Here is a 24,230-nt window from a genome sequence, read left to right as displayed (position 1 = left end):
TGGTACGAAGCGGTCGGATCCCGGGCGCTCGTTAGACTGCACCAGCAATGAGACGGACTGAGCGAGGAGCGCACGTGGGCCTTGTCGTGCAGAAGTACGGAGGCTCCTCCGTAGCCGATGCCGAAGGCATCAAGCGCGTCGCCAAGCGGATCGTGGATGCCAAGAAGAACGGCCACCAGGTGGTCGTCGTGGTTTCCGCGATGGGCGACACGACGGACGAGCTGATCGATCTCGCCGAGCAGGTTTCACCCATGCCTGCCGGACGCGAATTCGACATGCTGCTGACCGCCGGAGAGCGGATCTCCATGGCCCTGCTGGCCATGGCGATCAAAAACCTGGGCCACGAGGCCCAGTCGTTCACCGGCAGCCAGGCAGGCGTGATCACCGACTCGGTCCACAACAAAGCGCGCATCATCGATGTCACGCCGGGCCGTATCCGCACCGCGCTGGACGAGGGCAACATCGCCATCGTCGCCGGCTTCCAGGGCGTGTCCGCGGACTCCAAGGACATCACCACCCTCGGCCGGGGCGGCTCGGACACCACCGCCGTCGCGCTCGCCGCGGCGCTGGACGCCGAGGTCTGCGAGATCTACACCGACGTGGACGGCGTCTTCACCGCGGACCCCCGCGTCGTGAAGAAGGCCCGGAAGATCGACTGGATCTCCTCCGAGGACATGCTGGAGCTCGCCGCCTCCGGTTCCAAGGTGCTGCTGCACCGCTGTGTCGAGTACGCACGCCGATACAACATCCCGATCCACGTCCGCTCGTCCTTCTCGGGACTGCCGGGCACGTGGGTCAGCAACGAGAATCCGCAAGGGGACGAGCAGGTGGAGCACGCCATCATCTCCGGAGTCGCTCACGACGTCTCCGAAGCCAAGATCACGGTCGTCGGCGTCCCGGACAAGCCGGGCGAGGCCGCGGCGATCTTCCGCGCGATCGCGGACGCCGAGATCAACATCGACATGATCGTGCAGAACGTGTCGGCGGCCTCGACGGGCCTCACCGACATCTCCTTCACGCTCCCCAAGGCCGAGGGCCACAAGGCCATCGACGCCCTGGAGAAGGCGAAGGGCCAGATCGGCTTCGACTCCCTGCGCTACGACGACCAGATCGGCAAGATCTCCCTGGTCGGCGCGGGTATGAAGACCAACCCGGGCGTCACCGCCTCGTTCTTCCAGGCGCTGGCCGACGCGGGCGTCAACATCGAGCTGATCTCCACCTCGGAGATCCGCATCTCCGTCGTGACCCGCCAGGACGACGTCAACGAGGCCGTCCGCGCCGTGCACACGGCCTTCGGCCTCGACTCCGACAGCGACGAAGCCGTCGTCTACGGAGGCACCGGACGATGACGACGCCCCGGTCCTCCGGCCCGGCGCTCGCCGTGGTCGGGGCGACCGGAGCGGTCGGCACCGTACTGCTCCAGATGCTGTCCCTGCGGGCCGACGTCTGGGGCGACATCCGCCTGATCGCCTCCGCGCGCTCGGCCGGCCGCATGCTGGCCGTCCGCGCGGAGCAGACCGAGGTGCTCGCCCTCACCGAGGACGCCTTCGACGGCCTCGGCCCGGGCGACGTCGCGCTCTTCCTGACCCCGGCCGACATCTCCGCCCGGTGGGCCCCCGTCGTCACCGCACGGGGCGCCGTCGTCGTCGACCAGTCCGCCGCGTTCCGCGAGGACCCCGAGGTCCCGCTCGTGGTGCCCGAGGTCAACGGGCACGCCGTACGGGTCCGGCCGCGCGGGATCGTCGCGACCCCCGACTGCGTGACCGCCGCGATGATCGCGGCCCTGGGCGCGCTGCACGCCGAGTACTCGCTCACCGAGCTGTTCGTCTCCTCGTACCAGGCCGCGAGCGCCGCCGGCCGGGCCGGCTCCGAAGCGCTGCGCCGCCAGCTGTCGCTGGTCGCCGGGACCTCCCTGGGCGAGCAGCCCGGAGACGTGCGCCGCGCCGTGGGCGAGGACACCGGCCCCTTCGCGGCTCCGCTCGCGCTCAACGTCGTGCCCTGGTCCGGGGAGCTCCGCGAGGACGGCTGGTCCTCGCACGAACTGGCCGTGCGCCAGGAGACCCGGCGGATCCTGGAACTGCCGGAGCTGCCGATCGCGGTCACCTGCGTACAGGTTCCCGTGGTGACGGGTCATTCGGTGACCGTGCGGGCCCGGTTCGAGAACGAGGTGGACGCCGCGCACGCCCGGCAGATCCTGGACGCCGCGCCCGGCGTGGTCCTCGTGGACGCACCGGAGGCGGGGGAGTTCCCCACGCCGGCGGACGCCGCCGGGACGGATCCGGCCTGGGCGGGACGGGTGCGGGTCTCGCTCGACGACCGGCACGCGCTGGAGTTCTTCGTGTGCGCCGACAATCTCCGCAAGGGCGCCGCCCTGAATGCCACTCAGATCGCGGAACTGATCGCAGGTGAATTTGCGTAATTCGCTTTGTAGGATCGGTGTGTAGATCCCTTGATCAAGGTGATGGCCCGACTGCCGTCTCGATAGACGGGGCAATCGGGAAGAGCGGGTACGCATGAGGGCAATGGGGATATTGCTGTGGCGGCTGCCTCGCGCGTACAACCCTGACGGGGGGACGCGTGTCCTACAGGCGTGGCAGAGGCACTGCTCGAACTGGCCGTCCTACCGGCGCGCAGCGGGTTCATCCCGTCGCGCCGGGGCTCCCGCATGCCCGGCGGCGGTCTTCCTGTGATCGTTCCCGTCCCGCCGGCCGGGCCGTCCGAGGTGCCCGTCCGGGGCGCCGTACCGACCCCGGGCGGCCGCGTGCCCTCGCCGCGCGACGGCGCTGAGGCGGGCGGGGCGCCCGCGGGGGCCGAGGCCGGGGCCGTGACCGAGGTGGTGGCGGGCACCACCGTCGACCACCTCACGGAGACGTACCAGGCGCACTACCGCTCGCTCCTCGGTCTGGCCGCGCTGCTCCTCGACGACACGGCGTCCTGCGAGGACGTGGTCCAGGAGGCGTTCATCCGCGTGCACTCGGCCCGCAACCGGGTCCGTGACCGCGAGAAGACGCTGGCGTACCTGCGCCAGACCGTCGTGAACCTCTCCCGGTCCGCCCTGCGCCGGCGCATCCTCGGCCTCAAGCTGCTGTCCAAGCCGATGCCGGACATGGCGAGCGCCGAGGAAGGCGCGTACGACCAGCTGGAGCGGGACGATCTGATCAAGGCGATGCGCGGACTGCAGCGCCGCCAGCGAGAGGTGCTCGTGCTGCGTTACTTCGCGGACATGACGGAGGCTCAGGTCGCGGAGACGCTCGGGGTGTCACTCGGCTCGGTGAAGGCGTACGGTTCGCGGGGCATTGCCGCGCTGCGGGTGGCGATGGAGGCTGCGCAGTCATGATGGACGACCACACGGCGCCCGGCGGCGCGAGTGAGGAAGACAGGCTGCGGGGCCTGCTGCACGGGGCCGTCGAGGGCCTGAAGCCCGCCGACGGCGCGCTGGAGCGGCTGCGGTACGCCGTCCCCGCCCGCCGGACCCTCAAGCGGCAGGCCTTCGTCGGCGCCGCGGCCGTCGCCCTGCTCGCCGGAACCGCCATCCCGGCCGCCCTGCACATGACGGCCGGCGAGGGCGCCACCACCGACCACTCGGCGATGGCCGGGCACGGGTCGGAGGCCGGGAAACCGGGCGCCGCGTCCTCGGACCCGCACCAGAACGGATCGGGCAGCCATCCCAGGGCCACCCGCTCCGGAGGCGGCGCGCCCGAAGCGGGCGGCACCACCGGGCAGCGGGACCCGAAGACCGGCGGGGCCCCGGCCGGCGGAGCGACGGCCGGCCCGTCGAGCAGCGGCACCGACCCCGGCACGGTCGTGGGCACCGGGAACGGCCCGCAGCCGCCGGCGTCCGCACCGGGTGTCCCCGGGTGCGGGGCAGAGCAGCTGGGCGTGGTGGGATCGGCCCGCACCCCGGAGGCCGACGGCAAGATCTACGGCAGTTTCAAGGTCACCAACGTCTCCGCGCAGGGCTGTCTCGTCACCGGCCCGGACACCGTGACCGCGGCCGCCGCGGCCGGTGCCCCGACCGGCCCGGGCGGCGGTGTCGCCGTGGTCGGCCACACCGCGGGGGACCCGGCGAGCGGGCTGCTGCCCGATCCGTCGGCGGAGACGCCCCTGCTGGTGCTCCAGCCGAACGCGGCGTACGAGGTCCGCTTCGCCTGGGTGCCGTCGGCCGAGCCCTGTCCCGCGGCGAGCCAGGACGCGGGGGCGAAGCCGCCGCAGGGCCAGTCCGCCGATACGCCCGTCGCCGACCCGGAGACGGGGAGCACGCCCCCGGCCGCCCCGGGCGTGGCCGTGTCGCACACGCCGCCGTCGGGCGCCCCGGTCACCCGGACGACGATCCCCGAGGCCTGCGGGGGAACGGTCTACCGCACGGGAGCGATCCCGGTGGACACGCCGAAGCCGTAAGGGCCCTCGCCGAACGGGCCGGGCGCGGCGGGGTCAGACCCGCTCGGCTGCCGTCGCCGTCGCCGTCGCCCGCGGCTGCGCCGGGGCCTCCGGCAGCAGGCCCGCCTCCGCGTCGCGGAGGGTCTCCAGCTCGCGGCGGTAGAGGCGGAACCACATGAACAGCACGAAGGCGACGAAGACGAACCACTCGCCGGTGTAGCCGAGGTTCTGGAAGGCCTTCAGGTCGAGCCCGGTGTTGTTGGGGGCCGCGGCGGGCACCGGCGTCATGCCGTCCGACGGGGTCTGCACGGTCAGCCATGCGTCGTACAGGCCGTACGGGACGATGTTGACCAGCGAGGCCGCCCCGATCACGCCGAGCTGGCCGGCCGGCAGGCCGCCCTGGGAGTGGACCCCCTTGGTGCCGGAGTTCTCCGAGGCCTGGAGCGCGCCCGTGACCTCGACGCGGCCGGCCGGCGCCGCCGGGGCCTTCGCCGGATCGGCGGCGCCCGGCAGCCAGCCCCGGACCACGGGGACGGCCTTGCCGGAGTCCGTCTTCAGCAGGGTCAGCACGTAGAAGCCGGTCGCTCCGTCCAGCCGCCTTTCGGGGACCAGCAGTTGGTCGCCGTACTCCCCGGCGATGGAGGCCAGCCGTCCGGAGGTCTTCTTGTCCACCGGGAGCAGCGAGTCCAGCGGCGCCGCCGTCTGCTCGGCGGGCCGCTCGGAGGTCGCCTCGCGGTGGCTGTCGACGCGGTCCTCGAACCGGCCGAGCTGCCAGGACCCCATGAACAGGCAGAAGGGGACGGCGAGCGCGACGAAGACGTTGATCCCCCACCAGCGCGGGGTCAGGAGAAACCGGTGCACCCCACCACCGTACGGGGGGTGCACCGGCGCGGGTCTAGCGGGGCAGGTGCTTGAGCGCGAAGTCCAGCTCCATCCGGACCTGCTTGATGCGCTCCTCCACGACCAGCGAGCCGTGCCCGGCGTCGTAGCGGTACACCTCGTGCACCGCATCGCGCGCCGCCAGCCGGTCGACGTAGTTCTCGATCTGCTTGATCGGGCAGCGCGGGTCGTTGAGGCCCGCCGCGACGTAGACCGGAGCCGTCACCGCGTCGACGTACGTCAGCGGCGAGGAGGCCTCGAAGCGGTCCGGCACCTCCTCCGGCGTGCCGCCGAAGAGGGTGCGGTCCAGGGACTTCAGGGCCTCCATCTCGTCGTGGTACGCCGTCACGTAGTCGGCGACCGGTACGGAGGCCAGGCCCACCGCCCAGGCGCCGGGCTGCGTGCCGAGGCCCAGCAACGTCAGGTAGCCGCCCCAGGAGCCGCCCGAGAGCACCAGCCGGGCCGGGTCCGCCAGGCCGGAGGAGACCGCCCACTCGCGGACCGCGGCGATGTCCTCCAGTTCGATCAGGCCGACCCGGTGCTTGAGGGCGTCCGTCCAGGCGCGGCCGTAGCCGGTCGAGCCGCGGTAGTTGACCCGGACGACCGCGAAACCGTGGTCCAGCCAGGCCGCCGGGGTCGCCGCGAAGGAGTCGCTGTCGTGCCAGGTGGGGCCGCCGTGGATCTCGAAGACCGTCGGGAAGGGGCCGTCGCCCTGCCCGGCCGGCCGCTGCGCGAGCGCGTGGATCCGCCCGCCGGGGCCCTCCACCCACACGTCCTCCACCGGCACCGAGCCGGGCGCCCGGAAGCCGGGCGGGTCCAGGACGGTCGCGCCCGAGGTGGACCGTACGGCCGAGGGCTCGGCCGCCGACGACCACTGGTACTCCACGGTTCCGTCGGGACGCGCCGTGGCACCCGACACCGTCCCCGGCGGCGTGTCCACGCGTACGAGCTCCCGCGCGGCCAGGTCGTACCGCCAGAGCTCGCTGCGCGCCTCGAACTCGTGCGCGATCAGCAGGGCGGAGCCGTCCGGGTACCACTCGGCGCTGACGTCGCCCGGCAGGTCGATCGCGAGCTCCTCCTCGGTGCCGGCGGCCACGTCCCACACCATCGGCTCCCACCGGCCGCGCCGCTGGTGGCCGACCAGGAGCCGGGTGTCGCCGGCGACCGGCGCGAAGCCGAGTACGTCCAGGCCCAGATCCTCGGTGCCGCCCCGGGAGTCGTCCAGCTCGGCGACGGCGGCGCCGTCGAGGGTGATCACGCGCAGCGCGGAGTGCATGGCGTCACCGTGCTCGGTGTGCTCGACGGCGACGAGGGTCCCGTCGTGGGACAGGTCGCCGACCCCGGCCGATTCGCGGTGCCGGTAGATCACGGAGGGCGCGCTGCCGTCCGGCCGCCACACGTGGATCGTCGTGCCGTCCTCGTCGGTGGAGCGGCCCACGACGGCCGTGCCGTCACGGCCGATGGCCAGCCCGGAGGGGTAGGAGGGCTCCAGGCCGGGCGTGGCCGGTTCGTCGGGGCCGCCCGCGAAGGGCTGGCGCACCCAGGTGCCGAACTCGTCGCCGTCGGTGTCGGAGAACCACCAGATCCACTCGCCGTCGGGGGAGAGGGTGCCGTCGGTGGTGCCGTTGGGGCGGTCGGTGGCCTGGCGCTGGGTGCCCGTCGCGCGGTCCCAGGCGTAGAGCTCGAAGGTCCCGGTCGCATTGGAGACGAAGAGCGAGCGGTCCGGAGCGTCCTCGGCCCACTCGGGCAGCCCGACGCGGGGCGCCCGGAACCGTTTCTCCCAGGCGGGCATCCCCTCACCCGGGGCCGTGCCCGGGGTCGTGCTCGTGTTCGCGGTTTCGCCGGTTTCGCCGGTGGTCAGATCGGTGTCGCTGGTCATGCCCCCATTCTTGCCGCACGCCGCGCCGGGATGCCGACTGCTCCGGACGGGCGCACAGTGGAACCCGTACGCGTGTTCCGTGTCCCGAGGAGGAGTGATCATGGCCAAGAAGGCTCGCACCGGACACCACGGCCACCAGGATTCCGAGCGCGCACTGGCGAAGAACACCGCGGCCGAGGCGCGCGCCAAGGCCGCCGTCCGAGACGTGCAGTCGCTCTCCGCGAAGACGCGGGGCATGCAGCAGAAGGCTCAGGCCAAGCGCGGCTGAGTCCGGCACCCGGTCACGGCCCGCGCCCTCCCACGAGGGGGCGGGCCGCGTGCGTACGCTGACCGCATGCGGATGATCGTCCGGGGTGCCCGGCTGCTGCACGCTCACGGCCCGTCCGACGGCCTCTGCGACGTCGAGGTCGCGGAGGACGGGCGGATCGCGCGGGTGATCCCGTACGACGACCAGAAGGAGCCGCCCGCCACCGGGACCCTCATCGAGGCCCACGGATCGCTCCTCACCGCCCCCTTCGTCGAGCCGCACATCCACCTCGACACCGCCCTGACGGCCGGGCAGCCGCGCCCCAACGCCTCCGGCACCCTCTGGGAGGGCATCGCCTGCTGGAGCGAACGCAAACGGACCCTGACCCGCGAGGACGTCGTCGCCCGGGCCACCGGGGTGCTGCGCTGGCAGGCGGCGCAGGGCGTGCTGCACGTGCGGACCCACTGCGATGTCACCGACCCGGCGCTCACCGCCCTCGACGCGCTCCTCGAAGTCCGCGACCGGGTCCGGGACGTCATGACCCTGCAGATCGTGGCCTTCCCGCAGGAGGGCATCGTCTCCTTCCCGGACGGCGAGGCACTGCTGCGCGAGGCCGTGGCGCGCGGAGCGGACGTGGTCGGCGCCATCCCGCACTTCGAGGACACCCGGGAGGACGGGGTCGCCTCGCTGCACACCGCCTTCGCGCTGGCCGAGGAGCACGGGCTGCGGGTGGACGCGCACTGCGACGAGATCGACGACGAGCAGTCCCGCTTCGTCGAGGTACTGGCCGCGCTCGCGCTCCGCTCGGGCCTGCGCGAGCGCGCCACGGCCTCCCACACGACGGCCATGGGCTCCTACAACGGCGCCTACAGCTTCAAGCTCCAGCGGCTGCTGTCGCGTTCGGGCATCAACCTGGTCTCCAACCCGTTCGCCAACCTCAACCTCCAGGGCCGCTTCGACGGCTATCCCAAGCGCCGCGGCCTCACCCAGGTCAAGGAGATGCTGGCGGCGGGGGTCAACGTGGCCTTCGGCCACGACGACGTCATGGACCCCTGGAACGCGCTCGGCACCGGCAATCCGCTTCAGACCGCCCTGGTCGGCCTGTACGCCGCCCAGCTGACCGGCGCGGACGAGATCCCGCTGGCCTTCTCGATGGTGACCGACCGTGCGGCGCGGGTCCTGGGCCTGCCGGACACCGAGTACGGCATCAGGGAGGGCGCCCCCGCCTCCTTCGTCCTGCTCCCGGCCCCGACGCCCGAGGAGGCGATCCGCCGCCAGGTCCGGCCCCGGTACGTCGTCTCGAACGGCACCGTCCTGGCCCGGACCCCGCCCGCCCCGACCGTCCTCAGCTGGCCGGGCGAGCCGCCGGCGGAGGTCGACTTCAGCGTGTGAGAACCGGGTTCGCGGGGCCGCGCCGGATAGCGTGCCCGCATGTCGTGGGACGAGGACGGAACACCGCACCCGCTCGCACTGCGCCGCACCGGCCGCAGCGAACTGGAACCGGACCGGCTGCCCGAGGTACGGGAGCTGGAGGTGCTCGGCTGGGAGCCCGCGCCCGAGGAACTGCGCTGGGCCTTCCTCCCGTACGTCTGGCCCCCGGCGGCCCGCACCTGGATCCCGGACCGCTCCACGCACTGGGCGGTGGAGACCTCGCTGGACGGCCACGGCCACATCACCGGGATCGAATGCGCCCCGCTCCCCGACACCGACCTGAACGGCCTCGACGGCGAGACCGACACCGCCCTCGCCGCCCTCGGCCTGCCGCCCCGCCCCCGGGGACGGCTCTGGCTGCTCCGCCCCGTCGGCCCCTTCCCCACCCTGGCGGCGCTCCTCGCCCGCCTCGACGCGACGGCCGCGGCGCGGGGAACGGAGCCCGGCCTCTCCCCGGAGTTCCTCACCCTGGTGCGCACCGAACTCGCCGGACTCGCCGGACCCACCGCGCTCGACGAGGAGTAGGGGCCGGGGAGGGGAAGCGGAACCCGGGGGTCAGTGCCCGGAGGAGAGTTCGCCGCTGAGGCTGCCGTGGATGCGGGCGCTGGCCTCGTTCAGGCCGGTGATCTCCACGGTCTTGCCCCGCTGGGCGTACCGGTGCCCGATCGCGTCCAGTGCGGCCACCGAGGACGCGTCCCAGATGTGGGCGGCGCCGAGGTCGATGATCACCTCGTCCGGGTCGCCCGCGTAGTCGAACTGCCCGACCAGGTCGTTGGAGGAGGCGAAGAACAGCTCGCCGGTCACGCGGTAGACGACCCGGCCGCCGTCCGGATCGAGGACGGAGGTGACGTTGGCGAGGTGCGCGACCCGCTTCGCGAAGATGACCATCGCGGTCACGCAGCCCACGACCACGCCGACGGCCAGGTTGTGGCTGGCCACCACGCACACGACGGTGACGACCATGACGGTGGTCTCCCCGGCGGGCATCCGCCGGAGCGTCTTCGGCGCGACCGAGTGCCAGTCGAAGGTGGCCAGGCACACCATCACCATGACCGCGACGAGCGCCGCCATCGGGATCTCGGAGACGACCGGCCCGAAGACGATGCACAACACCATCAGGAAGACGCCCGAGAGGAAGGTCGACAGCCGGGTCCGGGCTCCGGACACCTTCACGTTGATCATCGTCTGGCCGATCATCGCGCAGCCGCCCATGCCGCCGAAGAACCCGGTGACGATGTTCGCGACGCCCTGGCCGATGGACTCCCGCGTCTTCGAGGACCGGGTGTCGGTGATCTCGTCGACCAGCTTCGCCGTCATCAGCGACTCCATCAGCCCGACGAGCGCCATGGCCAGCGCGTACGGGGCGATCAGGGTCAGCGTGTCCAGGGTGAACGGCACGTCCGGCAGGCCCGGCACCGGCAGTGCGGACGGCAGTGCGCCCTTGTCTCCGACGGCCGGCACGGCGATGCCCGCGGCCACGGTGATCGCGGTCAGGGCGGCGATCGAGACGAGCGGCGCCGGCACCGCCTTCGTGACCTTCGGGAAGAGCACCAGCAGCCCCAGCCCGGCGGCGAACAGCGCGTAGGCGGCCCAGGGGACGCCGCGCATCTCGCGGACCTGGGCCATGAAGACCAGGATGGCGAGGGAGTTGACGAAGCCCACCATCACCGAGCGCGGGATGAACCGCATCAGCTTCGCCACGCCCAGCGCGCCGAGCACGATCTGGAAGACGCCGGCCAGGATCACCGCCGCGATCAGGTACCCGAGCCCGTGCTCCCGGTTCAGCGGAGCGATCACGAGGGCCACCGCACCGGTGGCGGCGGAGATCATCGCCGGCCGGCCGCCCACGACGGAGACCACTACGGCCATGGTGAACGAGGCGAACAGCCCCACCGCCGGATCCACCCCGGCGATGATCGAGAACGAGATCGCCTCGGGGATCAGCGCGAGCGCGACCACCAGACCGCCGAGCACCTCGGTCCGCAGCACCTTGGGCGAGAGCCGCACGCGCCGGCCCGGACGACGTATGCCGCGCAGCCGCGCGAACCCGGACGCAGGAGAAGAAGACACGGGGGCTCAGACCTCGGACTCGGGCGCGCCCGAGCCGGCGGCCGGGCACGCGGAGACAACAGGAAGGGCCTGATCCGCTCTGCGGATCAGGCCCTTGACCTGGTCTTACGAAGTCGGGGTGGCGGGATTTGAACCCACGACCTCTTCGTCCCGAACGAAGCGCGCTGCCAAGCTGCGCTACACCCCGATCGTCACCCTTGCAGCGCTTGCTGCCCTGGCGACATCGATTACTTTAGCGGACCCTCGGCCGGAGACGAAATCCGGTTTTCACGCGGGGCCCGCCCGGCCAGGGGCGGAACCGGACGGCGGCGGTCCACCGCGACGAGGGCGAGGCCGAGGGCGTAGAAGAGGATGCCCAGGACGAACGAGTTCAGGGCGACCCGGCCGTAGCCGTACTGGGCCACGTCGATGAAGGGGTACGTGTACCGGGTCTTCGTGCCGGGGGCGAGCAGCGCGCCTCGGACCAGCGCGAAGGTCACGTACGCGAGCGGGAAGGCCAGCCACTGGAGGGCGTACCGCGGGCGCAGGGTGCGCGGGGCCGTCAGGAGGAGGAAGTCCAAGGCGGCGCCGACGGGCGTGACCGTGTGCAGGAGCTGGTTGGCGGCGGCCTTGGCCCCGGTCAGCTTGTCGAGATCCTCGGCCGTGTTGAACGGGCTCGCCGGGTTGGCCAGGACCAGGTGGAAGACCAGCCCCGTCACCAGGATGAAGAGCAGCACCCCGCCCCGGTGGAGGGGGGCGACGTCCGGCCGTCCCCGCCACGCGCGGACGGCGGAGAGGCCGAAGACGACCGCCACCGCGATGTTCGTCCAGATGGTGAAGAAGCTGAGCACGACCGGGACGCTGCCGTACGCGCACTCGATGACGACCCCCGTCACCGCCGCGGCGCAGATCAGGGTGCGGAAGGCGGCCGGGACGACGCGCTGGGCTGTGGTCATCCCGGAAACGTACCCGCCGCTACGCCTTCGGCGTCAGGGTCAGGAGGGTGGCTTCGGGCGGGCAGGCGAAGCGGACCGGGGTGAAGCGGTTGGTGCCGCAGCCGGCCGAGACGTGGAGGTACGCGCGGTTGCCGTCCGCCTCGTGCGTGGACAGGCCCTTCACCCGCTTGGTGTCCAGGTCGCAGTTGGTGACCAGCGCCCCGTAGAAGGGGATGCACAGCTGTCCGCCGTGCGTGTGGCCGGCGAGGATCAGCGGGTACCGGTCGGCGGTGAAGGCCTCCAGGACCCGCAGGTACGGGGCGTGCACCACGGCCATCGAGAAGTCCGCGTCCCGCTCCGGGCCGCCCGCGACCTGTTCGTAGCGGTCGCGCTTGATGTGCGGGTCGTCCAGCCCGGTGAAGGCCAGCTCCAGGCCCTCCACCTTCAGCCGTGCCCGCGTGTTGGTGAGGTTCAGCCAGCCCGCCGCGTCGAAGGCGTCCCGCATCTCCTCCCACGGGTTGTGGACGGCGCCGACGACCGGCTTGTTGCCGTTCAGCCCGTGCCGGCCCTGGGCCTTCTCGAGCAGGTAGCGGCCGGGGTTGCGCAGCCGCGGCCCGTAGTAGTCGTTCGACCCGAAGACGTACACGCCCGGGAAGTCCATCAGGGGGCCCAGCGCGTCGAGCACCTCCGGGATGCCCTCGGTGTCCGAGAGGTTGTCGCCGGTGTTGACGACGAAGTCGGGGCGCAGGCCCGCGAGGGACTGGAGCCAGGCGCGCTTCTTGCGCTGCCCGCCGACCATGTGGATGTCCGACACCTGGAGCACGCGCAAAGGGCGCATGCCCTGGGGGAGGACGGGCACCGTGACCCGGCGCAGCCGGAAGGAACGGGCTTCGAAACCGGCGGCATAGGCCACGCCCGCGGCCCCCACCGCGGCGATTCCGGCAGCTGCCTTCAGGGGGACTCCGTAACGCGCACGCATGGCCCCATCGTCGCAGACCGGGAAAACCCGCGGGCGCCACCGCCCCCGCAGGTGGCAGACTCGTGTGCATGACCACGCTCAAGGCCAAGCTCCAGGAAGACCTCACCGCCGCCATCAAGGCGCGCGACGAACTGCACTCGTCCACGCTGCGGCTGACCCTCTCCGCCATCACCAAGGAGGAGGTCGCGGGCAAGGAGGCACGTGTCCTCTCCGATGAGGAAGTCCTCAAGGTGATCGCCAAGGAGGCGAAGAAGCGCCGCGAGGCGGCGGAGGCCTTCGGCCAGGGCGGCCGCCCCGAGCAGGCCGCCCGGGAGACCGCGGAGGGCGAGTTCCTCGACACCTACCTCCCCAAGCAGCTGACCGACGACGAGCTCGTCGCGATCGTGGCGCAGGCGGTCGAGGAGGCCAAGGCGGGGGGCGCCGAGGGCCCGCGGGCCATGGGCGCCGTCATGAAGATCGTGAACCCGAAGGTGGCCGGCCTGGCCGACGGCGGGCGCGTCGCCGCCGTCGTCAAGCAGCAGCTCGCCTGAGCCGTACGCGGTACAGGCCGCGCGCGCGGCACAGGCCGTACGCGACGAGAGGGGCCCCAGCCTGATCCGGCTGGGGCCCCTCTCGTCGTGCTGCCGCCCGCTACTGGCCTTCGCGGCCGCCGATCACACCCGGCGGGAGCGTGATGCCGGGGAACGGGTTCTCCGGGGTGGCGCCGCCCGTGGCACCGCCCGTGGCGCCGCCGTCGGCGCCGCCGGGGCGTCCGCCGGGCTTGTTGTCACCGCCGGGCTTGCCGGGCTTCCCCGGCTTGCTCGGGTTCGTGGCCGGCCGTCCGCCGTTGTTGCCGCCCGGGAGCACGGGCTCCGGGATGCTGACGGTGGTGAAGTCGGCGGACTCGCGGCCGGACAGCGCGCCGGTGATCGCGTTCTTCCAGATCGGGCCGGGCAGGCCGCCGCCGAAGACCTTGGGGTAGTACCTGCCGCCGATCTCGATGTTCTCCATCGTGATCTTCTTCGCGCCGCCCGAGCCGACCCACACCGCGCCCGAGATGTTCGGGGTGTAGCCGACGAACCAGGCGTTGTAGCGGGAGTCCGTCGTACCGGTCTTGCCCGCGCTGTCGCGGTCGGTCAGGCCGGCCCGCTCACCGGTGCCGGAGTCGACCACTCCGCGCAGCAGGGTGTTGATGGTGTCGGCCGTCTCCGGTGCCATGGCCCGGTCGCACTTGGGCTTCGGCACGGCGAGCGCCTTGCCGTGCGCGTCGGTGATCGACTCGATGGCCACCGGCGTGCAGTACACACCGCGGTTGGCGAAGGTCGCGTAGGCGTTGGCCATCGTCAGCGGGGAGAGTTCGGCGGAGCCGAGCGCGATCGAGGGGGCCTCGACGAGCTTCTCGCCGTTGGCCGAGTTCACGCCGAGCTTCTGCGTCATCTCCATGACCGGGCAGAGGCCGATCTCCGAGACCATCTGCACGAAGTAGGTGTTGATGGACTTCTCCATCGCCGTCCGCAGCGCGTACGGACCGATCTCGTCCTCGGTCTCGTTCTCGGCCGTCTGCAGCTTGCCGTTCGACAGCGGCAGGTTGAGCCAGTTGCTGCCGTCGCACTTCTGCACCGGGCTCGGATAGTCCATCTTGTTCGGCGCCGGGTACACCTTGGACGCCGGCATGCCCCGCTCTATGGCCGCGGCCGCGATGAACGGCTTGAACGTGGAGCCGACCTGGAAGCCGAAGTTCGAGCCGCCCATCCGCTTGTCCACGGAGTAGTTGATCTGCGTCTCGTTCTTGCCGAAGCCGTACGGCTTGGACTGCCCCATCGCCAGCACCCGGCCGGTGCCCGGCTGGACCATGGTCACGGCCGTCGCGATCGAGTCGTCCTGGTTGACGTGGTCCTTGATCGACTCGTTGGCCGCGTCCTGCGACTGCGGGTCCAGGGTGGTGCGGACCGTCAGGCCGCCCTGGTTCCAGAGCTTGGCCCGCTCCTCGCGGGTCTTGCCGAAGACCGCGTCGGTCAGGAAGCTGTTGCGGACGTAGTCGCAGAAGAAGCCCGCGCCCTTGACCGCGGTGATGCAGCCGTTCTTCGGCTTGGTCACCTTCAGCGTGACGGGCTTGGCCTTCGCCGCGTCCGCCTCGGCCTGCGAGATGTCCTTGATGTCGGCCATCCGCTGGAGGACGAGGTTGCGGCGCTTCATCGCCTCCTGCGTGTCGTTCACCGGGTCGTACCGGCTCGGCGACTGGACGACGCCGGCGAGGAGCGCGGCCTCTTCCAGGGCCAGGTCCTTGGCAGGCTTGCTGAAGTAGCGCTGGGCCGCGGATTCGACCCCGTACGCCTGCTGGCCGAAGAAGGTGATGTTGAGGTAGTTCTCGAGGATCTTCTTCTTCCCGAGTTCCTCTTCGACCTGGATCGCGTACTTCAGCTCGCGGATCTTGCGGCCGAGGCTCTTCTCCTGGGCCTCGCGCACCTTGGTCTCGTCGTCGCCGGCCTCTTCGACGAACACGTTCTTCACGTACTGCTGCGTGAGCGTCGAGGCGCCCTGTGCGGCGCCGCCTTCCTGAGCGTTGCGGTTGACCGCGCGCAGGATGCCCTTGAGGTCGACCGCGCCGTGCTCGTAGAAACGCGAGTCCTCGATGGCGACGATTGCCTTCTGCATGTACGGGGAGATCGCCGTGAGGGGGACCACCTGCCGGTCACGCGAATAGACAGTGGCGATCAAGCCACCTTCGGAGTCCAGGATCGTGGTCCGCTGGCTCAGTGGCGGAGTCTTGAGATTGGCCGGGATCTCATCGAATCCCTCGACCGTGCCCTTGGCAGCGAGTCCCAGGGCTCCTGCCGCCGGAATCGCCATGCCGGCCAGCACAACTCCGGAGAGAACGGACACCCCGAGGAACTTGGCGGCCTGCTGGCTCCCCGTGAGCCCGCCGCCCGAGCGCTTCTTTCCCATGGAGGGCAGCCTACGTTCTCATTCGCCGGACACGCGCGAATGCCTTGGCCTAAGCTGTCCTCAACTGTCACAGCAGCGCGGTCCGACATCAACCCCTCGGCTTGATTTTCACCCTTCCCGAATGGGGTGGACTCATGTCCGAATCTCGCCTCCCGTGATGAGGGCGGCCCACTGGCGACTCGGTGATTTCACCCGAATCGCCGGAATGGTCGGGCATGTCGTCCGATCACTCCGTCGGGTGATCTGCCGCTTACCCATAGTCCGTTCGGACCATTCAAGATTGGGCCCGTCGGGGGTGTTGCACTGTGCTCGCCTTCCGTAACGTCCTCAACTGGCAGCGGTGAATATGCCGCTACCGCCGTGGGGGAGCCTCGATTCGGGAGAGGACGGCGCCGGGATGGGCTGGGTTACCGACTGGAGTGCGCAGGCAGCCTGCCGCACTACCGATCCGGATGAACTGTTCGTTCAAGGAGCGGCACAGAACAGGGCCAAGGCGGTGTGCACCGGATGTCCGGTGCGGACCGAGTGCCTGGCCGACGCGCTCGACAATCGTGTCGAGTTCGGCGTGTGGGGCGGAATGACCGAGCGGGAACGCCGTGCGCTGCTGCGCAGGCGTCCCACCGTCACCTCGTGGCGACGGCTGCTCGAGACCGCCCGTACGGAGTACGAGCGCAGTACGGGCATCCTGACCATGGATGCCGATGACGAGATCGACGTTCCGTACGAGGCGTACGCGGCAGTCGGGTAGATCACCCGGGCGCCACGTCGTACGGACACCGAACGCCTATGCTCCGGCCGGAACCCCGGCCGCGAGTCGCTCTCCGATGGCCCGCAGCCCGGCGAGGTCGTGCACATCGCCGGGCAGGGCCGCCACTTCGGCCACTGCCACCTCGGGGTGCAGTGAGGTGAAGCGATCGCGTGTGCGCTGTTCGCGCGCGATCACCTGCATCCGTTCGGCGTGCAGCCGCAGCAGTCCTGCCGTGATCTCGTCCACGTCGGGGGCGGGAGGCCCGTCGTCGGCGGAGTCGGTGGGGTCGGCGGAGTCACGAAGTCCAGCTTTCCCGGACTCCTGATCGACAATGCCGCCTTCTTCAAGATTCTCTGCGGCGGCCAGGGCCCGCTCGGCGGACAGCTGGTCGGCGCCGCTGCCGTGCACCCGGTTCAGTACCAGACCGGCCAGCGGCATCTTCTCCGCGGCCAGCCGCTCCACGAAGTACGCCGCCTCGCGCAGGGCGTCCGGTTCGGGAGCCGCGACCACGAGGAAGGCCGTACCGGGAGCCTGGAGCAGCCGGAAGGTGGCGTCCGCGCGCGTGCGGAATCCGCCGAACATGGTGTCCATCGCGGCCACGAAGGTCTGTACGTCCTTCAGCAGCGAGGCGCCCATCAGCTTGCTCAGCGTGCCCGTCATCATCGACATGCCGACATTCAGGAACTTCATTCCGGCCCGGCCGCCCACCTTCGCGGGAGCCATCAGCACGCGGATGAACTTGCCGTCCAGGAAGGACCCGAGCCGCTTCGGCGCGTCGAGGAAGTCCAGCGCGGACCGGCTCGGCGGGGTGTCCACGATGATCAGGTCCCAGTCGTCCCTGGCCCGCAGCTGCCCCAGCTTCTCCATCGCCATGTACTCCTGCGTGCCCGCGAAGCCGGCCGACAGGGACTGGTAGAAGGGGTTGGCGAGGATGGCCTGGGCCCGCTCGGCGTCCGCGTGACCCTCGACGATCTCGTCGAAGGTCCGCTTCATGTCCAGCATCATGGCGTGCAGTTCGCCGCCGGCAGCCCCGTTACCGCCCCCGCCCCCGCCCCCGCCCCGGCCCCCGTTGCCGCCGGCCTCGCCGCCGGCCTCGCCGTCCGCGTCCCCGGATCCCACCCCGGTGACCCTCCGCGGCGTGTTGTCCAGCGAGTCGATCCCCATCGACTGCGCCAGCCGCCGCGCCGGGTCGATGGTGAGCACGACCGCCTTGCGGCCGCGCTCCGCCGCCCGTACGCCCAGGGCCGCGGCGGTGGTGGTCTTGCCGACCCCGCCCGCCCCGCAGCACACGATGATCCGGGTCTGCGGATCGTCCAGCAGCCCGTCCACGGCCAGCCGCGGCGGAGTGTCCATGCCCACGGTGTGCACCCCCTCGCTCATTCGCCCACCGACTGCTTCCGCAGTTCCTTGGCGAGCTCGTACAGCCCGGCCAGATCCATTCCTGCGCCGAGCAGGGGCAGTTCGTACGTCGGCACGTCCAGCCCCGCCAGTACGGCGCGCTGCGCGCGTTCCAGCTCCACCCGGCCCGCGTGCTCGGCGGCCTGCGCCAGCAGCGGCTCGACCAGCCGCTCGGCCAGCCCGCCGCGGCGTGCGCCGCCCAGGCCCGCCCGGGACAGCGCCTGGGCCAGCCCGGCCCGGTGGTCCTCGGCCGCGGCCCGCAGGGTGTCCTCGTCCAGGTGGTGCGGGCGCACCATGTTGACGACGACCCGGCCCACGGGCAGCCCGGCCCGGCGCAGTTCCTCGATGCCGTCCGCGGTCTCCTGGACGGGCATCTCCTCCAGCAGGGTGACCAGGTGCACGGCCGTCTCCGGGGACTTGAGCACCTTCATGACGGCCTGGGCCTGGTTGTGGATCGGCCCGAACCGGGCCAGGCCCGCCACCTCGTCGTTGACGTTCAGGAACCGGGTGATCCGCCCGGTCGGCGGCGCGTCCATGATCACGTGGTCGTAGACGAACCGGCCCGCCTTGTCCTTGCGCCGCACCGCCTCGCACGCCTTGCCGGTCAGCAGTACGTCGCGCAGCCCGGGGGCGATGGTCGTCGCGAAGTCGATGGCCCCGAGCTTCTTGAGCGCGCGGCCCGCCGAGCCGAGCTTGTAGAACATCTGGAGGTAGTCCAGCAGCGCCCGCTCGGCGTCGATGGCGAGCGCGAAGACCTCACCGGTGCCGCCGGGCGCGACGGCGATCTTCCGCTCCTCGTAGGGGAGCGCCTCCGTACCGAAGAGCTGTGCGATGCCCTGCCTGCCCTCGACCTCCACCAGAAGAGTCCGCTTGCCCTCGCGTGCGAGGGCCAGCGCGAGCGCCGCGGCGACCGTGGTCTTGCCGGTGCCGCCCTTGCCGCTGACCACCTGGAGCCTGCTCACAGCGTCCGAGCCTAATTCCTTCGCCTCGGACCGCAGGCACTACCCTCGCTCCCATGACCAAGAAGTTCGAATACGCGACGGTCCCGCTGCTGGTCCACGCCACCAAGCAGATCCTGGACACCTGGGGCGAGGACGGCTGGGAGCTCGTCCAGGTCGTGCCCGGGCCGAACAACCCCGAGCAGCTGGTGGCCTACCTCAAGCGGGAGAAGGCATGAGCGGCGTCGTCGAGGCGAAGCTGGCCGAACTCGGCCTGACCCTGCCCGAGGTCGTCCCGCCGCTGGCCACGTACCAGCCGGCCGTGCGGTCGGGCGCGTACGTGTTCACCTCGGGCCAGCTCCCGATGGTCAAGGGCAGCCTGCCGGTCACCGGCAAGGTGGGCGCGGAGGTCTCGGCGGAGCAGGCCAAGGAACTGGCCGCCACGTGCGCGCTGAACGCCCTGGCCGCGGTCAAGTCGCTCGTCGGTGACCTCGACAAGATCGCGCGCGTCGTGAAGGTCGTCGGCTTCGTCGCCTCGGCCCCCGACTTCACGGGCCAGCCGGGCGTGCTGAACGGCGCGAGCGAACTCCTGGGCGCCGTCCTCGGCGACAAGGGCGTCCACGCCCGCAGCGCCGTGGGCGTCGCGGTCCTTCCGCTGGACGCCCCGGTAGAGGTCGAGATCCAGGTCGAGCTGACCGCCGGAGCCTGACACCCGCTCGCCGACGGGGCCGGCCTTCCCGGCCCCGTCGGCGTTCGGGGCGCGGAGTTCCGGGAGGCCGGGCACAGGGCGGCCCTCGAACATCGGGCCGGATGGCCGTAGCATCCGGCCATGCCGAATGGTCAGCACGGTCAGCAGCAGCCCCCCGCCGGAGGCCAGTGGTACCCGCCGGAGTGGCCCGACCGCATCCGCGCGCTCGCGGACGGTTCCCTCACCCCGGTCGACCCCAGACGCGCCGCCACCGTGATGCTGCTGCGCGACACCCCGGCCGGTCCCGTCGTGCACATGCTGCGCCGCCGGGCCTCCATGGCCTTCGCCGGAGGCGCGTACGCCTACCCCGGCGGCGGGGTCGACCCCCGCGACGAGGAGCACCAGGTCGGCTGGGCCGGTCCGAGCCAGGAGGACTGGGCCGACCGCCTCGGCACGGATGCCCGTACCGCCCAGGCCATCGTCTGCGGCGCCGTACGGGAGACCTTCGAGGAGGCGGGCGTGCTGCTCGCCGGCGAGACCCCCGGCACCGTCGTGGGCGACACCACCGGTGACGACTGGGAGGCCGACCGGCAGGCCCTCGTGGCGCGGGAGCTGTCCTTCGCGCAGTTCCTGGACCGCCGCGGCCTGCGGCTGCGGTCCGACCTGCTCGGTGCGTGGGCCCGCTGGATCACCCCGGAGTTCGAGCCGCGCCGCTATGACACCTGGTTCTTCGTCGCCGCCCTCCCCGAGGGCCAGCGGACCCGCAACGCCTCCACGGAAGCAGACCGGACCGTCTGGATCCGCCCGGCCGACGCCGCGGACGGGTACGACAAGGGCGAGCTGCTGATGATGCCGCCGACCATCTCCACCCTGCGCTCCCTCGAGCCGTACGGGCGCGCCGCCGAGGCGCTCGCCGCGGCCGGGGCGCAGGATCTGACCCCCGTACTGGCCCGGGCCGCGCTGGAGAACGGCGAGCTGGTGCTCAGCTGGCCGGGCCACGACGAGTTCACCAAGCGAGTGCGCCTCGGAGGCCCCTCATGACCGATGCCGCCGCACTGCCCGGCCAGCCCCGCGGAAACGTCACCTCCGGGCCCGCCACCGCCCGCGCGGTCAACATCCTGGCCCCCAACCCCTCCGCGATGACCCTGGACGGCACCAACACCTGGCTGCTGTGCGAACCCGGATCCACCGAGGCCGTGGTCATCGACCCGGGCCCGCTGGACGAGGCCCACCTCCGGGCGGTCGTCGACACCGCCGAGCGGGCCGGCAAGCGGATCGCCCTCACCCTGCTCACCCACGGCCACCCCGACCACGCCGAGGGCGCCGGCCGGTTCGCGGAGCTCACCGGCACCAAGGTCCGCGCCCTGGACCCGGCCCTGCGGCTGGGCGACGAGGGCCTGGCCGCGGGGGACGTGATCAGGACCGGCGGCCTGGAACTGCGGGTGGTCCCGACCCCCGGGCACACCAGCGACTCGCTCTGCTTCCACCTGCCCGCCGACCGCGCCGTCCTGACCGGGGACACCATCCTGGGCCGCGGCACCACCGTGGTCGCACACCCCGACGGCCGCCTGGGGGACTACCTGGACTCCCTGCGCCGGCTGCGCTCGCTCACCGTCGACGACGGCGTGCACACGGTCCTGCCGGGCCACGGGCCGGTCCTGGAGGACGCCCAGGGAGTCGTGGAGTTCTACCTGGCCCATCGCGCGCACCGGCTCGCGCAGGTCGAGACCGCCGTCGAGGACGGGTTCCTGACCCCGGAGGCGGTCGTGGCCCACGTCTACGCGGACGTGGACCGCTCGCTGTGGCCGGCCGCGGAATGGTCCGTACGGGCGCAGCTCGAGTACCTCCAGGAACACGGGCTGATCCCCGGCGGCCCCGAACTCTAGGCGCTCCTGGGGGCCTTCGTGCCGTGCCGGGCGGTGTACTCGTCCGCGAGCCACGGCCCGAGGTCCTCGATGTACGCGCGCAGCACCGCCGGGTCGGCGACGGGGTCCAGCGCCACGGCGGCCGCGGCCCGCATCTGGGCCGCACGCTCCGGGTAGTACGTACCGAAGATCTCCGCGGACTCGGCGAGATCGCTGGTCCAGCCTCCCCACCGGGGCATGACCAGGGTGAATCCGGTGCGCACCAGGCGCCGCGCGCAGGTCCGGCTCAGCCTGCGGTAGTCGTCCGGGGCCGAGGCCTCCCGGAGCCTGGTCCGCCACCCGGGCAGCAGGTCGGCCAGGTCGCCGTTGGTCTCGCGGGCCAGCAGGCTGTCCGGGCGGTAGCGGGGCAGGTGCTCGGCCAGGTCCGCGCCCAGCAGCGGGGTGCACAGGCAGGCCAGGAACCAGCCCAGGTCGAATCGTTCCGCCTCGCTCAGCACACGGGCCTTGTCCTCGAGCAGGATGCCGGCCCCGTCGATCTCCGGGAAGTCCTCGTCGAGCCCGCGCGCCAGCACCTCGGCGGCGTCCCGGTCCTGGTCGGCCGGCGCCTGGTGCAGGACGAGCAGCAGGTCGAGGTCGGACCGCCCGGGCCGGGCCGTTCCGCGCGGCACGGAGCCGTACAGGTAGGCGCTGTGCAGCCGCCGCCCGTACGCGTCGCCGGTCCGCTCCCGCGCCGCTGCGACGACGCCCCGGAACTCCCCGCGCACCGCGCCGAGGGACCCCTCCCGCTCGAAGTACCCGTACGCGTCCAGGCCTCTGTGCTCCATGCCTCCACTGTGCCCGGCGGCCCCGCGAATCCGGCTGAGCCCGGACGGAGTCCGGGCGGCGGAGCGGGGCGGCGGAGTGGGGCCGGACGCGGCGGCCGGGCGCGCGAAGGCCCCGCCCGGGCTACGGGCGGGGCCTTCGCGGAGCCGGGAAGGTCAGCGGGACCGCTTGGCGAGCCGCTCCACGTCCAGGAGGATCACCGCACGGGCCTCGAGGCGCAGCCAGCCGCGGCCCGCGAAGTCGGCCAGTGCCTTGTTCACGGTCTCGCGGGACGCGCCGACGAGCTGCGCCAGCTCCTCCTGCGTGAGGTCGTGCACCACGTGGATGCCCTCCTCCGACTGCACGCCGAACCGGCGCGACAAGTCGAGGAGCGCCCGCGCCACGCGGCCGGGTACGTCGGAGAAGACCAGGTCGGACATCTGGTCGTTGGTCTTGCGCAGGCGCCGGGCGACGGCGCGCAGCAGCGCGGTCGCGACCTCGGGCCGGGCGTTGAGCCAGGGCTGCAGGTCGCCGTGCCCGAGGCCGAGGAGCTTGACCTCGGTCAGCGCGGTGGCGGTGGCGGTGCGCGGGCCCGGGTCGAAGAGCGACAGCTCGCCGATCAGCTCGCCGGGGCCGAGGACGGCCAGCATGTTCTCGCGGCCGTCGGGGGAGGTGCGGTGGAGCTTCACCTTGCCCTCGGTCACGACATACAGCCGGTCGCCGGGGTCGCCCTCGTGGAACAGGGCGTCACCGCGTGCGAGGGTCACCTCGCCCATGGAGGCGCGGAGCTCCGCGGCCTGCTCGTCATCGAGCGCCGCGAAGAGCGGGGCGCGCCGCAGAACGTCGTCCACGAGTTTCTCTCCTATGTCGACCAGCTCAGGGGACCGGTCTCCCATTTTGCCGGACGGCTCAAACAGTGCGATCAATCACTACCAAGGATGCCGGACGGACGCGCGTGCTGGGTGATGAGAGACCAATCAGAGTGGTGTTACCTGAGGTCCGGGCGGGTGTCGGCGCCCGGCCTTAGGCTGGCCGGGTGTCCAATAAGCCGGTGAGAGCACAGGCCAAGGGGTCCGCGGGAGTGATGGCGGCCCGAAATTCTGCTGTGGGCGAACAAGGTCCCGTGGAGGCGTCCGCGAAGGCCCGACCCGCCCCCGAGGGCAAAGGTTCGGCCAAGAAAACCGCCGCGAGACCTGCCGCGGCGAGGCCGGAATCCCGCCTGGCCATGGTGCGCCGGGCCCGCCGCATCAACCGCGAGCTGGCCGAGGTCTACCCGTACGCCCATCCGGAGCTCGACTTCCGCAATCCGTTCGAGCTGCTCGTGGCGACCGTACTGTCCGCGCAGACCACCGACCTGCGGGTGAACCAGACGACCCCGGCCCTCTTCGCGGCCTACCCGACCCCCGAGGACATGGCAGCGGCCTCTCCGGAGCACCTGGAGGAGCTGATCCGGCCGACCGGGTTCTTCCGGATGAAGTCGAAGTCCCTGCTCGGGCTCTCGCAGGCGCTGCGGGACCGCTTCGGCGGGGAGGTGCCGGGACGGCTCGAGGACCTGGTCACCCTGCCCGGAGTCGGCCGCAAGACGGCGAACGTGGTCCTGGGCAATGCCTTCGGCGTCCCGGGGATCACCGTGGACACCCACTTCGGCCGGCTCGTGCGCCGCTGGAAGTGGACCGAGCAGGAGGACCCGGAGAAGGTCGAGGCGGAGATCTGCGCGATCTTCCCCAGGAGCGAGTGGACGATGCTCTCGCACCGCGTGGTCTTCCACGGCCGCCGGATCTGCCACGCCCGCAAGCCGGCCTGCGGGGCCTGCCCGATCGCCCCGCTCTGCCCGGCGTACGGGGAGGGCGAGACGGACCCGGAGAAGGCGGCGAAGCTGCTGAAGTACGAGAAGGGCGGCCAGCCGGGCCAGCGCCTGACCCCGCCCCCGGACTACCCGGGCCTGCCGGCCGCGCCCCTGGGCTCCGCCCCGGCGTGATCCGCCCCCGGGGCGATCGAGGCGCGGGGCCCCGGCGGCGGCCGCGCCTGAGGAACGAATCGGTACCCGCACCGCGTTTGGCGGTGTGGGAGACGGTGCTGACAGAGAGACGC

General features: G+C 72.0%; 24 protein-coding genes and 1 tRNA gene. 14 read left to right on the top strand and 11 right to left on the bottom strand.

The genetic code is table 11. The features are described 5' to 3' along the window. Positions 1-74: 74 nt before the first annotated feature. The 4 genes from ACTVZO_RS20275 to ACTVZO_RS20260 all read left to right on the top strand — a co-directional run bounded on the left by ACTVZO_RS20275 (position 75) and on the right by ACTVZO_RS20260 (position 4,398). The gene (locus ACTVZO_RS20275; RefSeq protein WP_443299737.1) at positions 75-1,349 is read left to right on the top strand and encodes an aspartate kinase; all 1,275 of its coding nucleotides are present in this window, start codon (positions 75-77) and stop codon (positions 1,347-1,349) included. Further along, positions 1,346-2,419, top strand: a complete 1,074-nt coding sequence (locus ACTVZO_RS20270; protein WP_443299736.1) for an aspartate-semialdehyde dehydrogenase — start codon at positions 1,346-1,348, stop codon at positions 2,417-2,419. Before ACTVZO_RS20275 ends, ACTVZO_RS20270 begins: the two co-directional genes overlap by 4 nt. Positions 2,420-2,665: 246 nt before the next feature. Beyond that, positions 2,666-3,337 carry a SigE family RNA polymerase sigma factor gene (locus tag ACTVZO_RS20265; RefSeq protein WP_443303231.1) on the top strand — a complete coding sequence of 224 codons (672 nt, stop codon included), beginning with the start codon at positions 2,666-2,668 and terminating at the stop codon, positions 3,335-3,337. Beyond that, entirely contained in the window at positions 3,334-4,398 is a 1,065-nt protein-coding gene (locus ACTVZO_RS20260) for a hypothetical protein (RefSeq protein WP_443299735.1), read from the top strand. Before ACTVZO_RS20265 ends, ACTVZO_RS20260 begins: the two co-directional genes overlap by 4 nt. A 33-nt stretch (positions 4,399-4,431) precedes the next feature. Here ACTVZO_RS20260 and ACTVZO_RS20255 read toward each other — a convergent pair whose 3' ends face one another. Continuing rightward, positions 4,432-5,238, bottom strand: coding sequence for an SURF1 family protein (locus ACTVZO_RS20255; protein ID WP_443299734.1), 807 nt, complete (start codon positions 5,236-5,238; stop codon positions 4,432-4,434). 34 nt (positions 5,239-5,272) lie between these two features. Next, positions 5,273-7,048, bottom strand: a complete 1,776-nt coding sequence (locus ACTVZO_RS20250) for a prolyl oligopeptidase family serine peptidase (protein WP_443303230.1) — start codon at positions 7,046-7,048, stop codon at positions 5,273-5,275. Between the two features lie 187 nt (positions 7,049-7,235). On the opposite strand from ACTVZO_RS20250, the gene ACTVZO_RS20245 reads away from it, so the two are divergent. The 3 genes from ACTVZO_RS20245 to ACTVZO_RS20235 all read left to right on the top strand — a co-directional run bounded on the left by ACTVZO_RS20245 (position 7,236) and on the right by ACTVZO_RS20235 (position 9,338). Further along, on the top strand, positions 7,236-7,403 hold the full coding sequence (locus ACTVZO_RS20245; RefSeq protein ID WP_167739578.1) for a hypothetical protein: 168 nt from the start codon (positions 7,236-7,238) through the stop codon (positions 7,401-7,403). A gap of 66 nt (positions 7,404-7,469) precedes the next feature. Next, on the top strand, positions 7,470-8,774 hold the full coding sequence (gene codA, locus ACTVZO_RS20240; protein ID WP_443299733.1) for a cytosine deaminase: 1,305 nt from the start codon (positions 7,470-7,472) through the stop codon (positions 8,772-8,774). 39 nt (positions 8,775-8,813) lie between these two features. Continuing rightward, positions 8,814-9,338, top strand: a complete 525-nt coding sequence (locus ACTVZO_RS20235; protein WP_443299732.1) for a DUF5956 family protein — start codon at positions 8,814-8,816, stop codon at positions 9,336-9,338. A gap of 30 nt (positions 9,339-9,368) precedes the next feature. Here the strand turns inward: ACTVZO_RS20235 and ACTVZO_RS20230 are convergent, their stop codons facing one another. From ACTVZO_RS20230 to ACTVZO_RS20215, 4 genes are all read right to left on the bottom strand, one after another. Next, positions 9,369-10,883, bottom strand: coding sequence for a SulP family inorganic anion transporter (locus ACTVZO_RS20230; protein ID WP_443299731.1), 1,515 nt, complete (start codon positions 10,881-10,883; stop codon positions 9,369-9,371). Positions 10,884-10,996: 113 nt separating this feature from the next. Beyond that, a tRNA-Pro gene (locus ACTVZO_RS20225) sits at positions 10,997-11,070 on the bottom strand. Between the two features lie 40 nt (positions 11,071-11,110). Beyond that, positions 11,111-11,818, bottom strand: coding sequence for a Pr6Pr family membrane protein (locus ACTVZO_RS20220; RefSeq protein WP_443299730.1), 708 nt, complete (start codon positions 11,816-11,818; stop codon positions 11,111-11,113). 19 nt (positions 11,819-11,837) lie between these two features. Next, entirely contained in the window at positions 11,838-12,776 is a 939-nt protein-coding gene (locus tag ACTVZO_RS20215; RefSeq protein WP_443299729.1) for a metallophosphoesterase, read from the bottom strand. Between the two features lie 68 nt (positions 12,777-12,844). Between ACTVZO_RS20215 and ACTVZO_RS20210 the strand changes: the two genes are divergently transcribed. Then, positions 12,845-13,306, top strand: a complete 462-nt coding sequence (locus tag ACTVZO_RS20210; RefSeq protein ID WP_443299728.1) for a GatB/YqeY domain-containing protein — start codon at positions 12,845-12,847, stop codon at positions 13,304-13,306. 100 nt (positions 13,307-13,406) lie between these two features. Here the strand turns inward: ACTVZO_RS20210 and ACTVZO_RS20205 are convergent, their stop codons facing one another. After that, positions 13,407-15,701 (bottom strand): transglycosylase domain-containing protein, encoded by a 2,295-nt coding sequence (locus ACTVZO_RS20205; protein ID WP_443299727.1) that lies wholly within the window; start codon positions 15,699-15,701, stop codon positions 13,407-13,409. 397 nt (positions 15,702-16,098) lie between these two features. Here ACTVZO_RS20205 and ACTVZO_RS20200 point away from each other — a divergent pair, with 397 nt between their 5' ends. Further along, positions 16,099-16,449, top strand: a complete 351-nt coding sequence (locus ACTVZO_RS20200) for a WhiB family transcriptional regulator (protein ID WP_443299726.1) — start codon at positions 16,099-16,101, stop codon at positions 16,447-16,449. A gap of 36 nt (positions 16,450-16,485) precedes the next feature. Here ACTVZO_RS20200 and ACTVZO_RS20195 read toward each other — a convergent pair whose 3' ends face one another. Together ACTVZO_RS20195 and ACTVZO_RS20190 are read right to left on the bottom strand one after the other, a co-directional pair. Next, the gene (locus tag ACTVZO_RS20195) at positions 16,486-17,802 is read right to left on the bottom strand and encodes an ArsA family ATPase (RefSeq protein ID WP_443299725.1); all 1,317 of its coding nucleotides are present in this window, start codon (positions 17,800-17,802) and stop codon (positions 16,486-16,488) included. Positions 17,803-17,825: 23 nt separating this feature from the next. Beyond that, positions 17,826-18,809, bottom strand: coding sequence for an ArsA-related P-loop ATPase (locus tag ACTVZO_RS20190; RefSeq protein ID WP_443299724.1), 984 nt, complete (start codon positions 18,807-18,809; stop codon positions 17,826-17,828). Positions 18,810-18,862: 53 nt separating this feature from the next. On the opposite strand from ACTVZO_RS20190, the gene ACTVZO_RS20185 reads away from it, so the two are divergent. The 4 genes from ACTVZO_RS20185 to ACTVZO_RS20170 all read left to right on the top strand — a co-directional run bounded on the left by ACTVZO_RS20185 (position 18,863) and on the right by ACTVZO_RS20170 (position 21,359). Beyond that, a complete protein-coding gene (locus ACTVZO_RS20185; RefSeq protein WP_007264966.1) occupies positions 18,863-19,024 on the top strand; it encodes a DUF4177 domain-containing protein in 162 nt (53 codons plus the stop codon). Next, positions 19,021-19,494 carry a RidA family protein gene (locus tag ACTVZO_RS20180; RefSeq protein ID WP_443299723.1) on the top strand — a complete coding sequence of 158 codons (474 nt, stop codon included), beginning with the start codon at positions 19,021-19,023 and terminating at the stop codon, positions 19,492-19,494. Before ACTVZO_RS20185 ends, ACTVZO_RS20180 begins: the two co-directional genes overlap by 4 nt. A gap of 120 nt (positions 19,495-19,614) precedes the next feature. After that, a complete protein-coding gene (locus tag ACTVZO_RS20175) occupies positions 19,615-20,514 on the top strand; it encodes an NUDIX hydrolase (RefSeq protein ID WP_443299722.1) in 900 nt (299 codons plus the stop codon). Beyond that, entirely contained in the window at positions 20,511-21,359 is an 849-nt protein-coding gene (locus tag ACTVZO_RS20170) for an MBL fold metallo-hydrolase (RefSeq protein ID WP_443299721.1), read from the top strand. Before ACTVZO_RS20175 ends, ACTVZO_RS20170 begins: the two co-directional genes overlap by 4 nt. On the opposite strand, the gene ACTVZO_RS20165 is transcribed toward ACTVZO_RS20170, so the two are convergent. Beyond that, on the bottom strand, positions 21,356-22,162 hold the full coding sequence (locus ACTVZO_RS20165) for a nucleotidyltransferase domain-containing protein (protein ID WP_443299720.1): 807 nt from the start codon (positions 22,160-22,162) through the stop codon (positions 21,356-21,358). The genes ACTVZO_RS20170 and ACTVZO_RS20165 overlap by 4 nt on opposite strands. A 153-nt stretch (positions 22,163-22,315) precedes the next feature. After that, entirely contained in the window at positions 22,316-22,990 is a 675-nt protein-coding gene (locus ACTVZO_RS20160; RefSeq protein WP_003981529.1) for a Crp/Fnr family transcriptional regulator, read from the bottom strand. A gap of 233 nt (positions 22,991-23,223) precedes the next feature. On the opposite strand from ACTVZO_RS20160, the gene nth reads away from it, so the two are divergent. Then, positions 23,224-24,117 (top strand): endonuclease III, encoded by an 894-nt coding sequence (nth, locus tag ACTVZO_RS20155; RefSeq protein ID WP_443303229.1) that lies wholly within the window; start codon positions 23,224-23,226, stop codon positions 24,115-24,117. The last annotated feature ends 113 nt before the right edge of the window (positions 24,118-24,230 follow it).

The sequence above is a fragment of the Streptomyces sp. IBSNAI002 genome (assembly GCF_052244475.1).
GTDB lineage: Bacteria > Actinomycetota > Actinomycetes > Streptomycetales > Streptomycetaceae > Streptomyces.
The sequence above is the reverse complement of the archived record's forward strand: the minus strand, read 5'-3'. Positions and strand labels throughout refer to the sequence as shown.